Genomic DNA, 15658 nt, shown 5'->3' on the forward strand with positions numbered 1-15658 from the left:
CCCGTCGGCTCCGTGGCCGAGGGCACCTCCAGCGGCGCCGGTCGTGAGCACCCCGCAGGGCGCTCAGAAGGGTCGGATCACTCGACGGTGACGGACTTGGCGAGGTTGCGCGGCTGATCCACGTCCAGGCCCTTCGCGGTGGCGAGCTCGCAGGCGAAGATCTGCAGCGGAATGATGGTCAGCAGCGGCGCGAACAGGGTGCGGGTCTGCGGGTAGCGGATCACCACATCCGAGTACGGCAGCACGTCCTCGTCGCCCTCCTCCGCGATCACGAGGGTGCGGGCGCCGCGGGCGCGCACCTCCTGAATGTTGGAGACGACCTTCGAGTGGAGGGAGTCGCGGCCGCGGGGGCTGGGCACCACCACGAACACCGGCTGACCGTCCTCCACCAGGGCGATCGGGCCGTGCTTGAGCTCACCGGCGGCGAAGCCCTCCGCGTGGATGTACGCGATCTCCTTGAGCTTCAGCGCGCCCTCCAGCGCGGTCGGGTAACCGACGTGCCGGCCGAGGAACAGCACGCTGGTGGCATCGACCATGTCGCGGGCGAGCTGCTCCACCTGCTCGGAGCCGTCCAGAACCTGCTGGATCTTCGCGGGGATCTGCTCCAGGTCGTCCAGGACGGCCTGGATCTCGTCGCCGTAGAAGTTGCCGCGCACCTGCGCGAGGTACAGGCCCAGGAGGTAGCAGGCGGAGATCTGCCCCAGGTACGCCTTCGTGGAGGCGACGGCGATCTCCGGGCCCACATGCAGGTAGATCGCAGCATCGGACTCGCGCGGGATGGTGGAGCCGCGGGTGTTGCAGATCGCGACGACCTTCGCGCCCTGCTCCTTCGCGTGCCGCACCGCCATGAGGGTGTCCATGGTTTCGCCGGACTGGGAGATCGCCACCACAAGGGTCTTCGGGCTCACGATCGGGTCGCGGTAGCGGAACTCATGCGCGAGCTCCACCTCCACCGGGATGCGGCACCAGTGCTCGATGGCGTACTTGACGACCTCACCGGCGTTCGCCGCGGTGCCGCAGGCGACCACGATGATCTTGTCGATGCTGCGAAGCGTGGACTCCTCGATGAGCATGTCCTCGAGGGTGAGGCGGCCGTTCTCAAAGCGGCCCACGAGGGTGTCGGCGATGGCCTCGGCCTGCTCGTGGATCTCCTTCGCCATAAAGGAGGCGTAGCCGGACTTCTGGGCTGCTTCGGCGTCCCATTCGATGGTGTAGGTCTTCGGGTCGGCGACGGGCGTGCCGTCGAACTCGATGACGTCGACGCTGTCGGCGGTGACCGTGACGATCTGGTCCTGGCCGATCTCCATCGCCTGCTTCGTGAAGTCCACGAACGCGGCGACATCGGAACCGAGGAAGTTCTCGCCCTCGCCGAGGCCGATCACCAGCGGGGAGTTGCGGCGGGCGGCGACCACGCGGTCCGGGGCGTCCTCGTGGATCGCCAGGAGGGTGAAGGCGCCTTCGAGGCGGCCGACGGTGTTCTTCATCGCCTCGGTGAGGTCACCGGTGGCGGCGTATTCGCGGGCCACGAGGTGGGCGGCGACCTCGGAGTCGGTCTGGGAGGAGAACTCGTAGCCGTCGGCCAGCAGTTCGTCCTTCAGCGGCGCGAAGTTCTCGATGATGCCGTTGTGCACGAGGGCGAGCTCGCCCTTCTTGCCGCCTCGGTGCGGGTGGGCGTTGGCATCCGTCGGCCCGCCGTGGGTGGCCCAGCGGGTGTGCCCGATGGAGACGTTCGAGGGCGTCTGCTCGGAGCCGGCGACCTCCTCCTTCAGGTTCTTGATCTTGCCGGCCTTCTTGAAGACGTCGACCTCGTCCTCACCGAGGACGGCGACACCGGCGGAGTCGTATCCGCGGTACTCCAGCCGGGTGAGACCGGCGAGGACGACGTCGATGGGGCGGCTCGAGGCCTCGGGGCCGACGGGCCCTGCGTATCCAACAATTCCACACATGCCAGAAACGATAGCGGTGCCGCACCTGTGCGCAGCCGGATGGAAGCGGGCGCGTCGGAGTGATAGATCACGGATCGCCCCCGGCCTGCTCGAGCCTGCGGAGCGCTTCGCGCGAGCGTGCAGAAGTGAGCATCCGCCGCGTCCGTGGAACAATGGTGGCTGTGACTGTGCACGACCATGCGAGCCCATCCCTCTCCCCCTTCACGGAGATCGCCCGCGACGACTGGGCCTCCCTGTCCGGTGAGACGCCGCTGCCGCTGACCGCGGACGAGATCGAGACGCTGCGCGGCCTCGGCGACCGGCTCGACATGGACGAGGTCAACAAGGTGTACCGGCCCATCTCCCGCCTGCTCAACCTGCAGGTGCAGAACGCGCAGTCCATGCGGGACGTGCGCAACGAGTTCCTCCATCAGAACGCACGGCGCACCCCGTACATCATCGGGGTCGCCGGCTCCGTCGCCGTCGGCAAGTCCACCACGGCGCGCCTGCTGCGGGAGCTGACGGCGCGCTGGCCGGAGACGCCGCGCGTGCAGCTGGTGACGACCGACGGGTTCCTCTATCCCACCGCGGAGCTGAAGCGCCGCGACATCATGCACCGCAAAGGGTTCCCCGAGTCCTACGACCGCCGCGCGCTGCTGCGGTTCGTCGCGGATGTGAAGAGCGGCCAGGGCGAAGTGCTGGCGCCGGTGTACTCCCACATCAGCTACGACATCCTGCCGGACGAGTTCGTCCGCGTGCAGCGGCCGGATGTGCTGATCGTGGAGGGCCTGAACGTGCTGCAGGCGCCGCGGGTGCGCGCCGACGGCCGGGTCGGCATCGCCGTCTCCGACTACTTCGACTTCTCCGTGTACGTGGACGCCCGCGAGGACGATATCCGCCGCTGGTACATCGAACGCTTCCTGTCGCTGCGCGCGACCGCGTTCGCGAAGGAGGACAGCTACTTCCGCCGCTACGCCGACCTCGGTGACGATGAGGCGCGCGCAACCGCCGCGCACATCTGGGACACGATCAACGGTCCGAACCTGCGGGAGAACGTGCAGCCGTCCCGCGGCCGCGCCGACCTGATCCTGCGCAAGAGCTCGGACCACGAGGTCCGCTCGGTGCTGCTGCGCCGCATCTGATCACCGCAGCCGCCTCGGCGTGCGCGGCGCCGTCCGAAGCGGGCCGACGGCTCCCGGCCTCAGTGGTCGCTGGCCAGCGCCAGCACCCAGAACCCGGCGATGCCGAACAGTGCCGCGGACAGCCCGATGATGCGCAGACGGCGCACCACCTCCGGCGGCAGGCCCAGCAGCCGCGCAGCCGCACTGAGGAGGACGCCGAGGACGGCGATGACGAGGAACGCGATGCGCAGCGGCTGCATGGGGTGAACTCCCGAGTGCTCGAAAAGAAGGGGCAGGGTGCGGGGACAGATGTGTGGGCGGGCCCGAACCGGGCCCGCCCCACGGATGATCGGGTGCGCAGGCCCGTTCGGATCAGAGCGCCAGGCGCTCCTTGACCACGGCGGCGAGCTTCTCGCACACCTCGCTGGCCTGCTCATCGGTCGGGGCCTCGACCATGACGCGCACCACCGGTTCGGTGCCGGACGGGCGCAGCAGAACACGGCCGGTGGTGCCGAGCTGCTTCTCCGCGTCCTTGATCGCGTCCATGACCCCGGCGTCGATGTTGGCGCGGGTCTTGTCCACGCCCTTGACGTTGATCAGCGACTGCGGCATCCGCGTCATCACCGTGGCGAGCTCTGCCGCGGACCTGCCGGAGGTGACGAGGCGCTGCAGCAGGTGCAGGGCGGTGAGCTCGCCGTCACCGGTGGTGGCGTACTCGGTCATGACCACATGGCCGGACTGTTCGCCGCCGAGGCGGTAGCCGGCGAAGTTCATCTCTTCGAGCACGTAGCGGTCGCCGACTGCGGTCTGGGCGAGCTGGATGCCGTGCTCCTGCATGGCGAGCTTCAGGCCGAGGTTGCTCATCACGGTGACCACGAGGGTGTTCTGCGGCAGCTTGCCGCGCTCCTGGAAGTCGACGGCGAGGATCGCCATGATCTGGTCGCCGTCGATGACGGTGCCGTCAGCATCGACGGCGAGGCAGCGGTCGGCGTCGCCGTCGAAGGCGACACCGAGGTCGGCGCCCTTCTCCTTCACGGCGGCCTGCAGCTGCTCCAGGTGGGTGGAGCCGATGTCCTCGTTGATCTGCTTGCCGTCGGTGCGGTCACCGATGACATGCACGGTGGCGCCGGCGGCTTCCAGCACCTTCGGGCCGGTCTCGTAGGCGGCGCCGTTGGCGCAGTCCGCCACCACGGTGACGCCGTCCAGGCGCGAGTCCAGCGTGGACAGCAGATGGTTGACGTAGGCGTCCACGGCGCCGTCGAAGCGGGTGATGGAGCCGACCGCGGTGCCCTGCGGACGCTCCCAGTCCTCCCCCATACGCGCTTCGATGGCGTCCTCGACCTCGTCGGGCAGCTTGGTGCCGCCGCGGGCGAAGAACTTGATGCCGTTGTCCGGATGCGGGTTGTGGGAGGCGGAGACCATCACGCCGAGGTCGGCACCGGTGGACTCCACCAGGTACGCGAGGCCCGGGGTGGGCAGCACACCGGCGTCCTCCACGTCCACGCCGGCGGAGGCGAGGCCGGCGGCGATGGCGGCGGAGATGAAGTCGCCCGACGGCCGCGGGTCGTGCGCGATGATCGCGCGGGGCTTCGTGCCGTCCTCGTGGAATGCGCCGAGCTGGCCGAGCACGTGCGCTGCGGCGACAGCGAGCTCAACCGCGAGCTCCGCGGTGATGTCCTTGTTGGCCAGTCCTCGCACACCGTCGGTGCCGAACAGTCGCGCCATTGTCTCCTCCATCTGGTGGGGCAGTCGTATGCCGTCGCGGCGCCCCGGTGGGGGCGTCGCGTCAGGTCCGGTCCGGGGTGCGGACACGGACGCACTCATCGTAATGGGACGGGCCGGGTCCGCCCTGGGGCCGCCGCCGCGATCCACGGGTCGATGTGGGATATGGCGCGCTCGCCGGGGCGATTGAACACAGAACACCGCCCGCGGAATGCGGACGGTGTTCGTGCTGCAGTCAGGTGCCGGCGGACCGGCACCAGCGGAAGGGCTGGATCAGCGCTTCGAGAACTGCGGAGCCTTGCGGGCCTTCTTGAGACCGGCCTTCTTGCGCTCCGGGACGCGGGCGTCACGGGTCAGGAAGCCGGCCTTCTTGAGGGCCGGGCGGTTGGACTCGGAGTCGACCTCGTTGAGGGCGCGTGCCACGCCGAGGCGCACGGCACCGGCCTGGCCGGAGGGGCCACCGCCGATGACGCGGACGAAGACGTCGAAGCGGCCCTGCAGGTCGAGCAGGGTGAACGGGTCGTTCACTTCCTGCTGGTGCAGCTTGTTCGGGAAGAACTCCTCGAGGCTGCGACCGTTGACGACCCACTCGCCGGAGCCCGGCTTGACGTGGACGCGCGCGATGGCGCGCTTGCGGCGGCCGGTGCCGTAGCCCGGACCGACAGCGGACTTGCCCTCGCCGACGGCGGCGTTGGAGCTCGACTCGGTGGTGTAGTTCGAGGTCTCGCCCTCGAACTCCTCAACTGGGGTGGTTTCTTCTGCCACTGTAAACCTCAGATTTCTTTCAGCGCGCGGGCCAGGGCCGTTACTGCGCGACCTGGTCGGCGACGTTGAACTGAACCGGCTTCTGGGCCTCGTGCGGGTGCTCGGCACCTGCGTAGACCTTCAGCTTCTTGATCTGCTGAGCAGCGAGCTTGTTGCTCGGGAGCATGCCCTTGATCGCCTTCTGGATGGCGCGCTCGGGGTTCTTCTCCAGCAGCTCGCTGTACTTCACGGAGCGGAGGCCACCCGGGTAACCGGTGTGGCGGTACGCGAGCTTGTCCTCGCGCTTGTTGCCGGTCAGGGCAACCTTGTCCGCATTGATGATGATGACGAAGTCGCCTGCATCCACGTGGGGTGCGAAGACCGGCTTGTGCTTGCCGCGGAGCAGCTGGGCAGCCTGGGAAGCGAGCCGGCCGAGGACGACATCAGTTGCGTCGATGACGTACCAGGAACGCTCGACATCGCCGGGCTTCGGGGTGAACGTACGCACTCGTGCCTTCTTCTCTCGTTGGTTGTGCCGCGACGCGGAGCGCCGCTGACACGGTTCGAATGGACCGTGGACACGCTTCCTTTGGTTCAAAGCATGGCCATAGATTGCAGTGCTTGGCCCTCGCGAGCGGGGGCCGGAATGCGTGTGAGGAGCCTTTCGCGCCAAGCGTGAGATCATCGGCAGCGTTGGGCGCGCATTCATGGCACAACAGCAGTCCACTCTACCGGCGCGCTGTTCAGGCGGTCAATGAGGCCCGTTCACTTCCACGACAGGATATGGCTCACATCTCGTCGCTGAGGGCGGCGACTGCGCGGAACAGCTCGAGCTGCCGCGCCCGGAGCACGTCCCACCGGTGATCGCGGCCGGCGGGTGCCGGGATCACGTCGGCGCTCGCCCCGTCGGCCCGCTCCCCCGCAGCGGCGTCGCGGACCGGATCCTCGCGGCGGGCGTCTCCGGCGGCGAGCGCTGCGCCGAGGAGGGCGGCGTCGGCAGCGGTGGCGGGCAGGGCGTCCCGGCCGGTGATCGCGGCGATGAGGCGCATCCAGGGCCGGGAGGCCGCTCCCCCGCCGACGACGGGCAGCAGGGCCGCTTCGGGCGACTGCTCGTCTGCGGCGCCGCTCGGCGGGAGCGCGTTCGCGAGGGCGAGGCCGACGGATTCCAGCACCGCCTGGTACATAGTCACCTGGTCGGTGTCCGGGCGCATGCCGATGATGGCGGCGCCGATGCGGTCGGCGCGCACGGGGAACCGCTCACCGCGCAGGGACGGCAGGGCGAGCAGACCCGACGGCGTGCAGCCGGTGGCATCGAGCCGGGCCTCCAGGAGCGCGTCGGCCTCCTGCGGGGAGGCGCCGCCGAGGAGGGTGCGGCGAGCCCAGGCGGCGGTGTCGCCTGCGGACAGGAGCGCGCCGATGCGGAGGACATGCTGATCCAGCGGCGGGTCGAGGAGCAGGGCGTGTTCGGCCTCCGGCCGTGCCGGTGCGGCGCCGAGCGGCTGGATGCTGGCGACCCAGCCGGACGTGCCGAGCGAGATGTACTCGGTGGGCCCGTCGGAGCCCCCGACGATGCCGAGCGTGGCGGCGGCTGCGTCACCGGGCGCGAGGTGGATCCGCAGACCGGCCGGGACGCCGAAGCGCGACTCCCCCTCGGTCGTGACGCTCCCGATGTCGCCGCCGCCCACGGCGGGCAGCACACCCATCGGCAGGTGCGCGGCGCGGGCGATGGCCTCGCTCCACGTGCGGGTGCGGGCATCGAGCAGACCGGTGGCGCTGGCGGTGGTGATATCGCAGTGGGCGTCGCCGCCGAGCATCCAGGCGAGCAGACCCGCCGGGGAGAAGAACACCCGCCGCACCGCGCCCGTGTCGGTGGCGGGCTCACGGGTGCTCTCCAGGCGCAGCCACTGCGCCGGGTTCGCGGTCGGGCCCTGCAGGTTCCCGGTGATCTCGTCCCAGTCGGGCACGGCGCGGCGGATCTCGTCGGCCTCCGCGGCGGCGCGGGTGTCGCTGTAGAGAACGGCGCGCCCCGTGCACGGGGCTCGATGACCGGCTCTGGCCGGATCCGCGCCGGCCGGGCCGGAGCCTGCAGCGGTCTCCTCCGCGAGCACCAGGGTCTGCATCTGCCCCGTCAGCGCGATCGCTTCGACATCGGACCACGCCGGGTGCGCCAGCAGGTCCGCCACCACCGCGGTGAGGGCGGCGCACCAGTCGTCCGGGTCCTGTTCGGCGGCGCCCGTCCCCGGCGCGTGGGTCGCGTAGGCGCGGCTCGCTGCTGCGAGGACTCGGCCACGATCCACGAGGGCGGCCTTCAGCGCCGTGGTGCCGACGTCGACGGCGAGGATCATGCCGGCCTCACCCACGTGTCGCCGCGCTTGCCGCGGGTCTGCTGGGCCCGCGCGGCGAGCTGGTCATCCTCCGGGTAGCCGACTGACTCCAGCGTCAGTCCGTGCGGCGCGAACATGGGGGCGCTGCCGGCGGCGTCGCGGCGGGGCGTCGCGACGAGGGCCGCCATCCAGGCGGCGTCGGCCCGCCCCTCCCCCACGGCGACGCTCGCACCCACGATGGAGCGGACCATGTGATGACAGAACGCGTCGGCCTCCACCACCGCGACCACCAGTCCCGCATCCGCGAGAGGGTGGCCGGCGCCGTCGGTCAGGGGGACGCGCTCCCACGAGATCGACAGGAGGGTGCGGATGGTGGTGGCGTCCTCGCGGGGGCGGCAGAAGGAGAGGAAGTCGTGTTCACCGATGAGGGCTCGCGCGGCAGCGTCCATCGCCTCCGCGTCCAGGGGGCGCTTGTGGTTCATGACGTCGCGCCGCAGCGGCGAGCGGGTCGCGATCGAATCGGCGATGCGGTACCGGTAGCGGCGGGACAGCGCGGAGAAGCGGGCGTCGAAGTCATCGGAGACGGCGCGGGCGTCCGTCACCACGATGTCGCGGGGCAGCACAGCGGCGAGGCGTTCGCACATGGCGCGGCCGGGGGTGCGGTCGCTGCGGCCCGGCATCCGCGCCCACGCCTCCTCGGGGACGTCGACGTGCAGCACCTGGCCGGTGGCGTGGACGCCGGCGTCGGTGCGGCCGGCGACATGCACCCGCACCTCGTGGCGGAGGATCCGGAACAGCCCCTTCTCCACCTCACCCTGGACGGTGCGCAGGGCCGGTTGGATGCCCCAGCCGCTGAAGTCCGTGCCGTCGTAGGCGAGGTCCAGGCGAATGCGCATCAGCGGGGCGGTCCTTCCGGGCGGAGCAGCGGGCGAGATGGGGCGCGACTGAGACTACCGGAGACCGGTCACAGGCCCCGCCTGCCCGGTGGCCCGACGGGTGCTCCAGCGCGATAGGCTGGCGCCTGTGAAGATTCTGGTTGTTGGTCACGGAGGCCGCGAACACGCGATCGTTCGCCGTCTCTCCCTCGATTCCCCTGCCCCTGAGATCCACGCCGCGCCGGGCAACCCCGGCATCGCCGAGCTCGCCACCGTCCATGACATCGCCGTCACGGACCATCAGGGCATCATCGCCCTTGCCCGCGACCTCGCGATCGACCTCGTGGTCATCGGCCCCGAAGCGCCCCTGGTCAACGGCCTCGCCGATGACCTCACCGCCGCCGGCATCACCGTGTTCGGCCCGTCGCAGGCCGCCGCGCAGCTGGAGGGCTCCAAGGACTTCGCGAAGTCCGTCATGCACCGCGCCGGCGTCCCGACCTCCCGCTCCGTCACCGTCACGAAGCTGCAGGATGTGGAGGCGGCGCTGGATGCGATGAACCCGTCGGGCCGCGTCCCCTACGTGGTGAAGGACGACGGCCTCGCCGCCGGCAAGGGCGTGGTGGTCTCCATCTTCAAGGAGGACGCCCTCGACCATGCCGAGGCGGCCCTGTCCGCACCGGGCGGCCGCGTGGTGATCGAGGAGTTCCTCGACGGCCCCGAACTGTCGGTGTTCTGCATCTCCGACGGCACCACCGTGCGCGCCCTCGCCCCCGCGCAGGACTTCAAGCGCGCCTTCAACTTCGATCAGGGGCCCAACACCGGCGGTATGGGCGCCTACTCCCCGCTGCCGTGGATCGAGACCGAATCTGTGCTGGAGGAGGTCGTGCGCACCGTCGCGCAGCCCACGGTCGATGCCATGCGGGAGGACGGCACGCCGTTCGTCGGCATCCTGTACTGCGGGCTGTCCCGCACGAAGCAGGGCCTGCGCGTCATCGAGTTCAACGCGCGCTTCGGCGACCCGGAGACCCAGGTGGTGCTGGAGCGCCTCGCATCCCCGTTCGCGCCGCTGCTGCTGGCGGCCGCGAAGGGCGAACTGGACCAGGCGGAGCCGCTGCGCTGGCACAACCACGCCGCCGTCACCGTGGTCCTCGCCTCCGAGGGCTACCCGAAGTCCGCCCGCAAGGGCGATGTCATCGGCGGGATCGAGAAGGCGGAGGAGTTCGGCGCCCACATCATCCACGCCGGCACCGCCCTGAACCCCCGCGGCGAGCTCGTGTCCGACGGCGGCCGCGTCCTGTCCGTCGTGGCGGTCGGCGAGTCGCTCGAAGACGCCCGCTCCCGCGCGCAGATGGCGATCAGCCACATCACCCTGCCGGGGTCGCACTTCCGCACCGACATCGCCCAGCGCGCAGCCGCCGGTGAGGTGGAGGCATGAGCGAGGCGCTGCTGGACGCCCCGCGCCTCGACGGCTGGGACCACGCGGTCAGCGGCAAGGTCCGCGAACTGTACGTCCCCGCCGGCGAGTCGCTCAGCACCGCGCGGGAGGTGCTGGTGCTGGCAACGGACCGCATCAGCGCATTCGACTTCTCCCTGCAGCCCGGCATCCCCGACAAGGGCCGCATTCTCACCCGCATGTCCGTGCTGTGGTTCGACCTGCTGAAGGACGTGGTCCCGAACCATGTCATCAGCGCCGAGGACGTCCCGGAGCCGGTGCGCGGCCGGGCCCTGCGCTGCCAGGGGCTCGATATGCTCCCGCTGGAGTGCATCGTGCGCGGCTACCTGACCGGGTCGGGGCTCGCGGACTACCGCGGATCGGGATCCGTCGGCGGGCATGCGCTCCCGGCGGGGCTCGAGGACGGCTCCCGCCTGCCGGAGCCGATCTACACCCCGTCCACGAAGGCGGAGGTCGGCGGACACGACGAGAACATCACGGTCGCGCAAGCACGCGAGCTGGTGGGCGAGGACCTCGGGGCGCAGGCGGAGGAGGCGTCGCTGGAGGTGTACCGCCGGGCCGCTGACTTGGCCCGCGAGCGCGGCATCATCCTCGCGGATACGAAGCTGGAGTTCGGCACCTCGCGGGCCGACGGCTCGCTCGTCCTCGGCGATGAGGTCCTCACCCCGGACTCCTCCCGCTTCTGGGACGCTGACGGGTACCGGGTCGGCCAGGCGCAGCCGAGCTTCGACAAGCAGTTCGTGCGCGACTTCCTGACGAGCGCCGAGTCCGGCTGGGACCGCGCCTCGGGTGAGGAGCCGCCGGTGCTGCCGGAGAGGATCGTGGAGGCCACGCGCGCGAAGTACATCGACGCGCTGGAGCGGCTCACGGGCGAGCGGTTCTGACCGTCCCACACTGATGCGGCCCGGGCCGCTGGTTCATGGCACAATGTCCGCAGATCGTTACGAGGAGGACTCACCCCAATGATGATGGCGCTGATTGTCAACACGCTCGGCCTGTCCCTGATCGGCATCATTATGGCCGCTGCAGGCATCATGCTGCGCCGCTCTGCTGATTCCCACGCCGAGCACCGCCGCGAGCAGAACCTGGCTCTGTCGCCGATGCTGGTGGTGGGCGGTGTCATCACCCTGCTGATGGGGCTGACCTTCCTGTTCCTCGCCGTGTTCATCCACTGGCCGCACCAGTTCCCGTCGATGGCCGGTGCCGTGCTGGCCACCTTGTTCGCGCCGTACCTGGTGCCGCTGCTCTTCGCCTGGCTCGCCCGCGGCCGCGCCGAGAAGGCCGTGTACCCGTACTGAGCGCCGTCGCACACTGACGCTGAAGGCCCCGCTGGCATCCGCCGCGGGGCCTTCGCTCTGCCCGGTCCCCGGCGCCCCCCGCCCGGCGAGAGACCCTCAGCGCTCCGCGGTCGCGCGGTGGTGCACACTGGAGGCATGACCACTTCAGCCTCCTCCGCCCCGGCGCCGCTGCGCATCACCGACGACCGCGACGCCGATTCCCTCCTCACCGAGAACCCGCTCGCCCTGCTCATCGGCATGCTGCTCGACCAGCAGGTCCCGATGGAGACCGCGTTCGCCGGCCCGCTCAAACTGCAGCAGCGCGTCGGTGCCCTCGACGCCGCCACCATCGCGGACCAGGACCCCGAGCAGTTCCTCGCGGCGTTCCGCGAAACCCCCGCGGTGCACCGATTCCCGAAGTCGATGGCGGAGCGTGTGCAGAAGCTGTGCCGTCAGATCATCGAGGACTACGACGGTGACGCCGCCGCGATCTGGACCGACGGCGACCCGGACGGCCGCGAGGTCCTCAAACGGTTGAAGGCCCTGCCCGGCTTCGGTGACCAGAAGGCCCGCATCTTCCTCGCCCTGCTCGGCAAGCAGTACGGCTACACCGGTGAGGGGTGGCGGGAGGCAGCCGGTGACTACGGCGCCGACGGCACCACCCTCAGCGTCGCCGACATCACCTCGCCGGAGTCGCTCATCGCTGTGCGGGAGACGAAGCAGGCGATGAAGAGGGCAGCGAAGAAGAAGTGAAACCGCAGGTCCTCGTCACATCACGTGACGGGGGCCGCCCTGCATGCCGTTGGTCCCACCATCCTCTCGATCCGGCCCCATAGCCTGGTGGTGCACCAGAGAGCAGAGGAAGGGAACCGACTGCGATGACTGCCACTGACAACAAGGCCCCCACCACCGGCCCGTCCGGCTCGGAGGGCACCGCGAGGGCATGGGACGGCTTCACCACCGGTGACTGGACCGAGCAGATCGATGTGCGCGACTTCATCCAGCGCAACTACCGCACCTACGAGGGCGACGCCTCGTTCCTCTCCGGCCCGACCGACAAGACCCTGCGCGTGTGGGACACCCTGGAGAAGGAGTACCTCTCCGAGGAGCGCAAGCGCCGCGTCTACGACGTCGACACCCACACCCCCGCCGACATCGATGCCTTCCCCGCCGGCTACATCAGCGAGGACGACGACGTGGTGGTCGGCCTGCAGACCGATGTGCCCCTCAAGCGCGCCATGATGCCCAACGGCGGTTGGCGCATGGTGGAGACCGCCATCAAGGAGGCCGGCAAGGAGGTGGACGAGGACGTCAAGAAGGTCTTCACGAAGTACCGCAAGACCCATAACGACGGCGTCTTCGACATCTACACCCCGCGCATCCGCGCTGCCCGCTCCAGCCACATCATCACCGGCCTGCCCGACGCCTACGGCCGCGGCCGCATCATTGGCGACTACCGCCGGGTCGCCCTCTACGGCGTGGACCGCCTCATCGAGGACAAGATGCGCGCGAAGGACGCCGTGGCGGACCTCGGCTTCTCCGAGCACTGGGCCCGCTACCGTGAGGAGCACTCCGAGCAGATCAAGGCGCTGAAGAAGCTGATCACCCTCGGCGACCTGTACGGCATCGATGTGCGCCGCCCTGCGGAGAACGCCCACGAGGCCGTGCAGTGGACGTACATGGCGTACCTCGGCGCGGTGAAGAGCCAGGACGGCGCCGCCATGTCCATCGGCCGCCTCTCCCCGTTCTTCGACATCTACTTCGAGCGCGACCTCGCCGCCGGCACCCTCACCGAGGAGCAGGCGCAGGAGATCATCGACCAGTTCGTGATCAAGCTGCGCATCGTGCGGTTCCTGCGCACCATCGACTACGACCAGATCTTCTCCGGTGACCCCTATTGGGCGACCTGGTCCGACGGCGGCTTCTCCTCGGACGGGCGCGCCCAGGTCACGAAGACCTCGTTCCGCCTGCTGCAGACGCTGAGGAACCTCGGCCCGGCCCCGGAGCCGAACATCACGATCTTCTGGGACCCGGAGCTGCCGGCCGGCTACAAGGAGTTCTGCTCGGCGATCTCGATCGAGACGTCCTCGATCCAGTACGAGTCGGATCAGCAGATCCGGGGCCGCTGGGGCGATGACGCCGCGATCGCGTGCTGCGTGTCCCCGATGAAGGTCGGCAAGCAGATGCAGTTCTTCGGCGCCCGCGTCAACGCCGGCAAGGCGCTGCTGTACGCCATCAACGGCGGCCGCGACGAGGTCACCGGCAAGCAGGTCACCGAACCGGGCCTGCACACCCCGATCGAGGGCGACGGACCGCTGGACTTCGACGAGGTGTGGCAGAAGTACGAGCTCATGCTCGACTGGGTGGTCGGCACCTACGTGGAGGCGCTGAACATCATCCACTACGCGCACGACAAGTACGCGTACGAAGCGATCGAGATGGCGCTGCACGATTCGGAGATCATCCGCACGATGGGCTGCGGCATCGCCGGCCTGTCGATCGTGGCGGACTCCCTGTCCGCGATCAAGTACGCGAAGGTCACCCCGATCCGTGACGAGACCGGTCTGATCGTCGACTACCGCACGGAGGGCGACTTCCCCGCGTACGGCAACGACGATGACCGCGCTGACGACATCGCGGCGACGATCGTGCACACCGTGATGCAGAAGATCAACGCGATTCCGATGTACCGCGACGCGATCCCGACCCAGTCGGTCCTGACGATCACGTCCAACGTGGTGTACGGCAAGGCGACGGGCAACTTCCCGTCGGGCCACCGCGCCGGCACCCCGTTCTCCCCGGGCGCGAACCCCGCGAACGGCATGGACACGCACGGCATGGTCGCCTCCATGCTGAGCGTGGGCAAGCTCGACTACAACGACGCGCTGGACGGCATTTCGCTGACCAACACGATCACCCCGCAGGGCCTCGGACGCACCGAGGAGGAGCGGATCACGAACCTGGTCGGCATCCTGGACGCCGGCTTCATCATGGAGGAGGACTGACATGACCACCACCGAGAACAACCGAGCAGCAGCATCCACGACAGGAGACACCGACATGGTCCCCACGTTCGAGGAGCGTCTGGCTTCGATGAAGGCCAACCGCGCGGAGAACAACATGGACTCCGGCCTGTACCACGCGAACATCAACGTCCTGAACAAGGACACCCTCGAGGACGCGATGGAGAACCCGGAGAACTACCCGAACCTCACGGTTCGCGTGTCCGGCTACGCCGTGAACTTCGTGAAGCTCACGCGCGAGCAGCAGCTGGACGTCCTCAACCGCACGTTCCACCAGAACGCCTGAGGCGGAACCGATGAACCAGCCCCACGCAGTGGATCTGCTCACCGGCGCCGAGCGTCGCCTCGGCGCCGGCATCGAAGGACTCGAGGAGACGGTCCTGGACCGCCCTGACCGCCTCGCCTCGATCCGTGCCGGTGAGATCGCAAGCATCCACTCGTGGGAGCTGGTCACCGCGGTGGACGGCCCCGGCACCCGCTTGACCGTCTTCTTCTCCGGCTGCCCGCTGCGCTGCCTGTACTGCCACAACCCGGACACGATGGTGATGCGGGACGGGCAGGACATCTCCCTGGACGAACTGGTGAAGCGGATCCGCCGGTACCGCTCGGTGTTCCGCGCCTCCGGCGGCGGCATCACCCTGTCCGGCGGAGAGGTGCTGATGCAGCCGGCGTTCGCCGCGAACCTGCTGCACGCTGCCCACGAGATGGGCGTGCACACCGCGATCGACACCTCCGGGTTCCTCGGCCGGCATGTCAGTGACCAGATGCTCGAGGACATCGACCTCGTCCTGCTGGATGTGAAGAGCGGCGACGAGGACACCTACAGGACGGTGACGGGCCGCGACCTGCAGCCCACCATCGAGTTCGGTGACCGCCTCGCAGAGGCCGGCACCGAGATCTGGGTGCGGTTCGTGCTCGTACCCGGCCTGACCGATGATCCCGCGAACATCGAGAAGGTCGCGGACATCGCGTCCCGCTGGTCCACGGTGTCCCGGGTGGAGGTGCTGCCGTTCCACCAGATGGGGCAGGACAAGTGGGAGAACCTGGGACTGGCCTACCAGCTGAAGGACACTCCCCCACCCACCAACGAGCAGGTGGAGGCCGCCCGGGAGGTCTTCCGCGCCCGCGGCATCACCACCTACTGATATCAGCACCGCTGAACCGCAGCGGCCCACCGAGCAGATGCTCAGTGGG

General features: G+C 69.4%; 14 protein-coding genes and 1 pseudogene. 8 read left to right on the forward strand and 7 right to left on the reverse strand.

Going from position 1 to position 15658, the window contains the following annotated elements; genetic code table 11:
* Positions 1 to 77: 77 nt before the first annotated feature.
* Complete coding sequence (gene glmS / locus R3I40_RS07240; RefSeq protein WP_239374000.1) at positions 78 to 1946, reverse strand: glutamine--fructose-6-phosphate transaminase (isomerizing); 1869 nt, start codon at positions 1944 to 1946, stop codon at positions 78 to 80.
* 152 nt (positions 1947 to 2098) lie between these two features.
* On the opposite strand from glmS, the gene coaA reads away from it, so the two are divergent.
* Positions 2099 to 3067, forward strand: coding sequence for a type I pantothenate kinase (coaA, locus tag R3I40_RS07245; protein ID WP_396349465.1), 969 nt, complete (start codon positions 2099 to 2101; stop codon positions 3065 to 3067).
* A gap of 59 nt (positions 3068 to 3126) precedes the next feature.
* Here the strand turns inward: coaA and R3I40_RS07250 are convergent, their stop codons facing one another.
* The 6 genes from R3I40_RS07250 to truA form a co-directional block, all read right to left on the reverse strand.
* Positions 3127 to 3306 carry a hypothetical protein gene (locus R3I40_RS07250; RefSeq protein WP_183375516.1) on the reverse strand — a complete coding sequence of 60 codons (180 nt, stop codon included), beginning with the start codon at positions 3304 to 3306 and terminating at the stop codon, positions 3127 to 3129.
* A 112-nt stretch (positions 3307 to 3418) separates the two neighbouring features.
* A complete protein-coding gene (glmM, locus tag R3I40_RS07255) occupies positions 3419 to 4771 on the reverse strand; it encodes a phosphoglucosamine mutase (protein WP_183375518.1) in 1353 nt (450 codons plus the stop codon).
* A 270-nt stretch (positions 4772 to 5041) separates the two neighbouring features.
* Positions 5042 to 5533 (reverse strand): 30S ribosomal protein S9, encoded by a 492-nt coding sequence (gene rpsI / locus R3I40_RS07260; RefSeq protein WP_183375520.1) that lies wholly within the window; start codon positions 5531 to 5533, stop codon positions 5042 to 5044.
* A 40-nt stretch (positions 5534 to 5573) separates the two neighbouring features.
* A complete protein-coding gene (gene rplM / locus R3I40_RS07265) occupies positions 5574 to 6020 on the reverse strand; it encodes a 50S ribosomal protein L13 (RefSeq protein WP_239373996.1) in 447 nt (148 codons plus the stop codon).
* A gap of 280 nt (positions 6021 to 6300) precedes the next feature.
* Complete coding sequence (locus tag R3I40_RS07270; protein WP_285261887.1) at positions 6301 to 7857, reverse strand: FGGY family carbohydrate kinase; 1557 nt, start codon at positions 7855 to 7857, stop codon at positions 6301 to 6303.
* Entirely contained in the window at positions 7854 to 8732 is an 879-nt protein-coding gene (gene truA, locus R3I40_RS07275) for a tRNA pseudouridine(38-40) synthase TruA (protein WP_239373992.1), read from the reverse strand. The genes R3I40_RS07270 and truA overlap by 4 nt, the downstream gene beginning before the upstream one ends.
* A gap of 127 nt (positions 8733 to 8859) precedes the next feature.
* Here truA and purD point away from each other — a divergent pair, with 127 nt between their 5' ends.
* The 7 genes and pseudogenes from purD (at position 8860) to pflA (ending at position 15609) form a co-directional block, all read left to right on the forward strand.
* Positions 8860 to 10146, forward strand: a complete 1287-nt coding sequence (gene purD / locus R3I40_RS07280) for a phosphoribosylamine--glycine ligase (protein WP_317699914.1) — start codon at positions 8860 to 8862, stop codon at positions 10144 to 10146.
* A complete protein-coding gene (locus R3I40_RS07285) occupies positions 10143 to 11048 on the forward strand; it encodes a phosphoribosylaminoimidazolesuccinocarboxamide synthase (protein WP_285261886.1) in 906 nt (301 codons plus the stop codon). Before purD ends, R3I40_RS07285 begins: the two co-directional genes overlap by 4 nt.
* An 81-nt stretch (positions 11049 to 11129) precedes the next feature.
* Positions 11130 to 11462, forward strand: a complete 333-nt coding sequence (locus tag R3I40_RS07290; RefSeq protein ID WP_183375532.1) for a hypothetical protein — start codon at positions 11130 to 11132, stop codon at positions 11460 to 11462.
* Between the two features lie 135 nt (positions 11463 to 11597).
* Positions 11598 to 12194 (forward strand): HhH-GPD-type base excision DNA repair protein, encoded by a 597-nt coding sequence (locus R3I40_RS07295; RefSeq protein WP_259924146.1) that lies wholly within the window; start codon positions 11598 to 11600, stop codon positions 12192 to 12194.
* Positions 12195 to 12319: 125 nt separating this feature from the next.
* Positions 12320 to 14446, forward strand: coding sequence for a pyruvate formate lyase family protein (locus tag R3I40_RS07300; RefSeq protein WP_259924147.1), 2127 nt, complete (start codon positions 12320 to 12322; stop codon positions 14444 to 14446).
* A gap of 121 nt (positions 14447 to 14567) precedes the next feature.
* Positions 14568 to 14750 (forward strand): annotated as a pseudogene (locus R3I40_RS07305) (glycine radical domain-containing protein); the annotation flags it as partial.
* 10 nt (positions 14751 to 14760) lie between these two features.
* Positions 14761 to 15609, forward strand: a complete 849-nt coding sequence (pflA, locus tag R3I40_RS07310) for a pyruvate formate-lyase-activating protein (protein WP_285261885.1) — start codon at positions 14761 to 14763, stop codon at positions 15607 to 15609.
* Positions 15610 to 15658 lie beyond the last annotated feature (49 nt).

This window comes from Helcobacillus massiliensis (assembly GCF_033106145.1).
Classification (GTDB): domain Bacteria; phylum Actinomycetota; class Actinomycetes; order Actinomycetales; family Dermabacteraceae; genus Helcobacillus; species Helcobacillus massiliensis.

What these genes read in the sequence shown, in the direction of transcription:
- glmS (WP_239374000.1), bottom strand. Translation starts at nt 1,946, where the DNA reads ATGTGTGGAATTGTTGGATACGCAGGGCCCGTCGGCCCCGAGGCCTCG.
- coaA (WP_396349465.1), top strand. Translation starts at nt 2,099, where the DNA reads ATGGTGGCTGTGACTGTGCACGACCATGCGAGCCCATCCCTCTCCCCC.
- R3I40_RS07250 (WP_183375516.1), bottom strand. Translation starts at nt 3,306, where the DNA reads ATGCAGCCGCTGCGCATCGCGTTCCTCGTCATCGCCGTCCTCGGCGTC.
- glmM (WP_183375518.1), bottom strand. Translation starts at nt 4,771, where the DNA reads ATGGCGCGACTGTTCGGCACCGACGGTGTGCGAGGACTGGCCAACAAG.
- R3I40_RS07270 (WP_285261887.1), bottom strand. Translation starts at nt 7,857, where the DNA reads ATGATCCTCGCCGTCGACGTCGGCACCACGGCGCTGAAGGCCGCCCTC.
- truA (WP_239373992.1), bottom strand. Translation starts at nt 8,732, where the DNA reads ATGCGCATTCGCCTGGACCTCGCCTACGACGGCACGGACTTCAGCGGC.
- R3I40_RS07285 (WP_285261886.1), top strand. Translation starts at nt 10,143, where the DNA reads ATGAGCGAGGCGCTGCTGGACGCCCCGCGCCTCGACGGCTGGGACCAC.
- R3I40_RS07290 (WP_183375532.1), top strand. Translation starts at nt 11,130, where the DNA reads ATGATGGCGCTGATTGTCAACACGCTCGGCCTGTCCCTGATCGGCATC.
- R3I40_RS07295 (WP_259924146.1), top strand. Translation starts at nt 11,598, where the DNA reads ATGACCACTTCAGCCTCCTCCGCCCCGGCGCCGCTGCGCATCACCGAC.
- R3I40_RS07300 (WP_259924147.1), top strand. Translation starts at nt 12,320, where the DNA reads ATGACTGCCACTGACAACAAGGCCCCCACCACCGGCCCGTCCGGCTCG.
- pflA (WP_285261885.1), top strand. Translation starts at nt 14,761, where the DNA reads ATGAACCAGCCCCACGCAGTGGATCTGCTCACCGGCGCCGAGCGTCGC.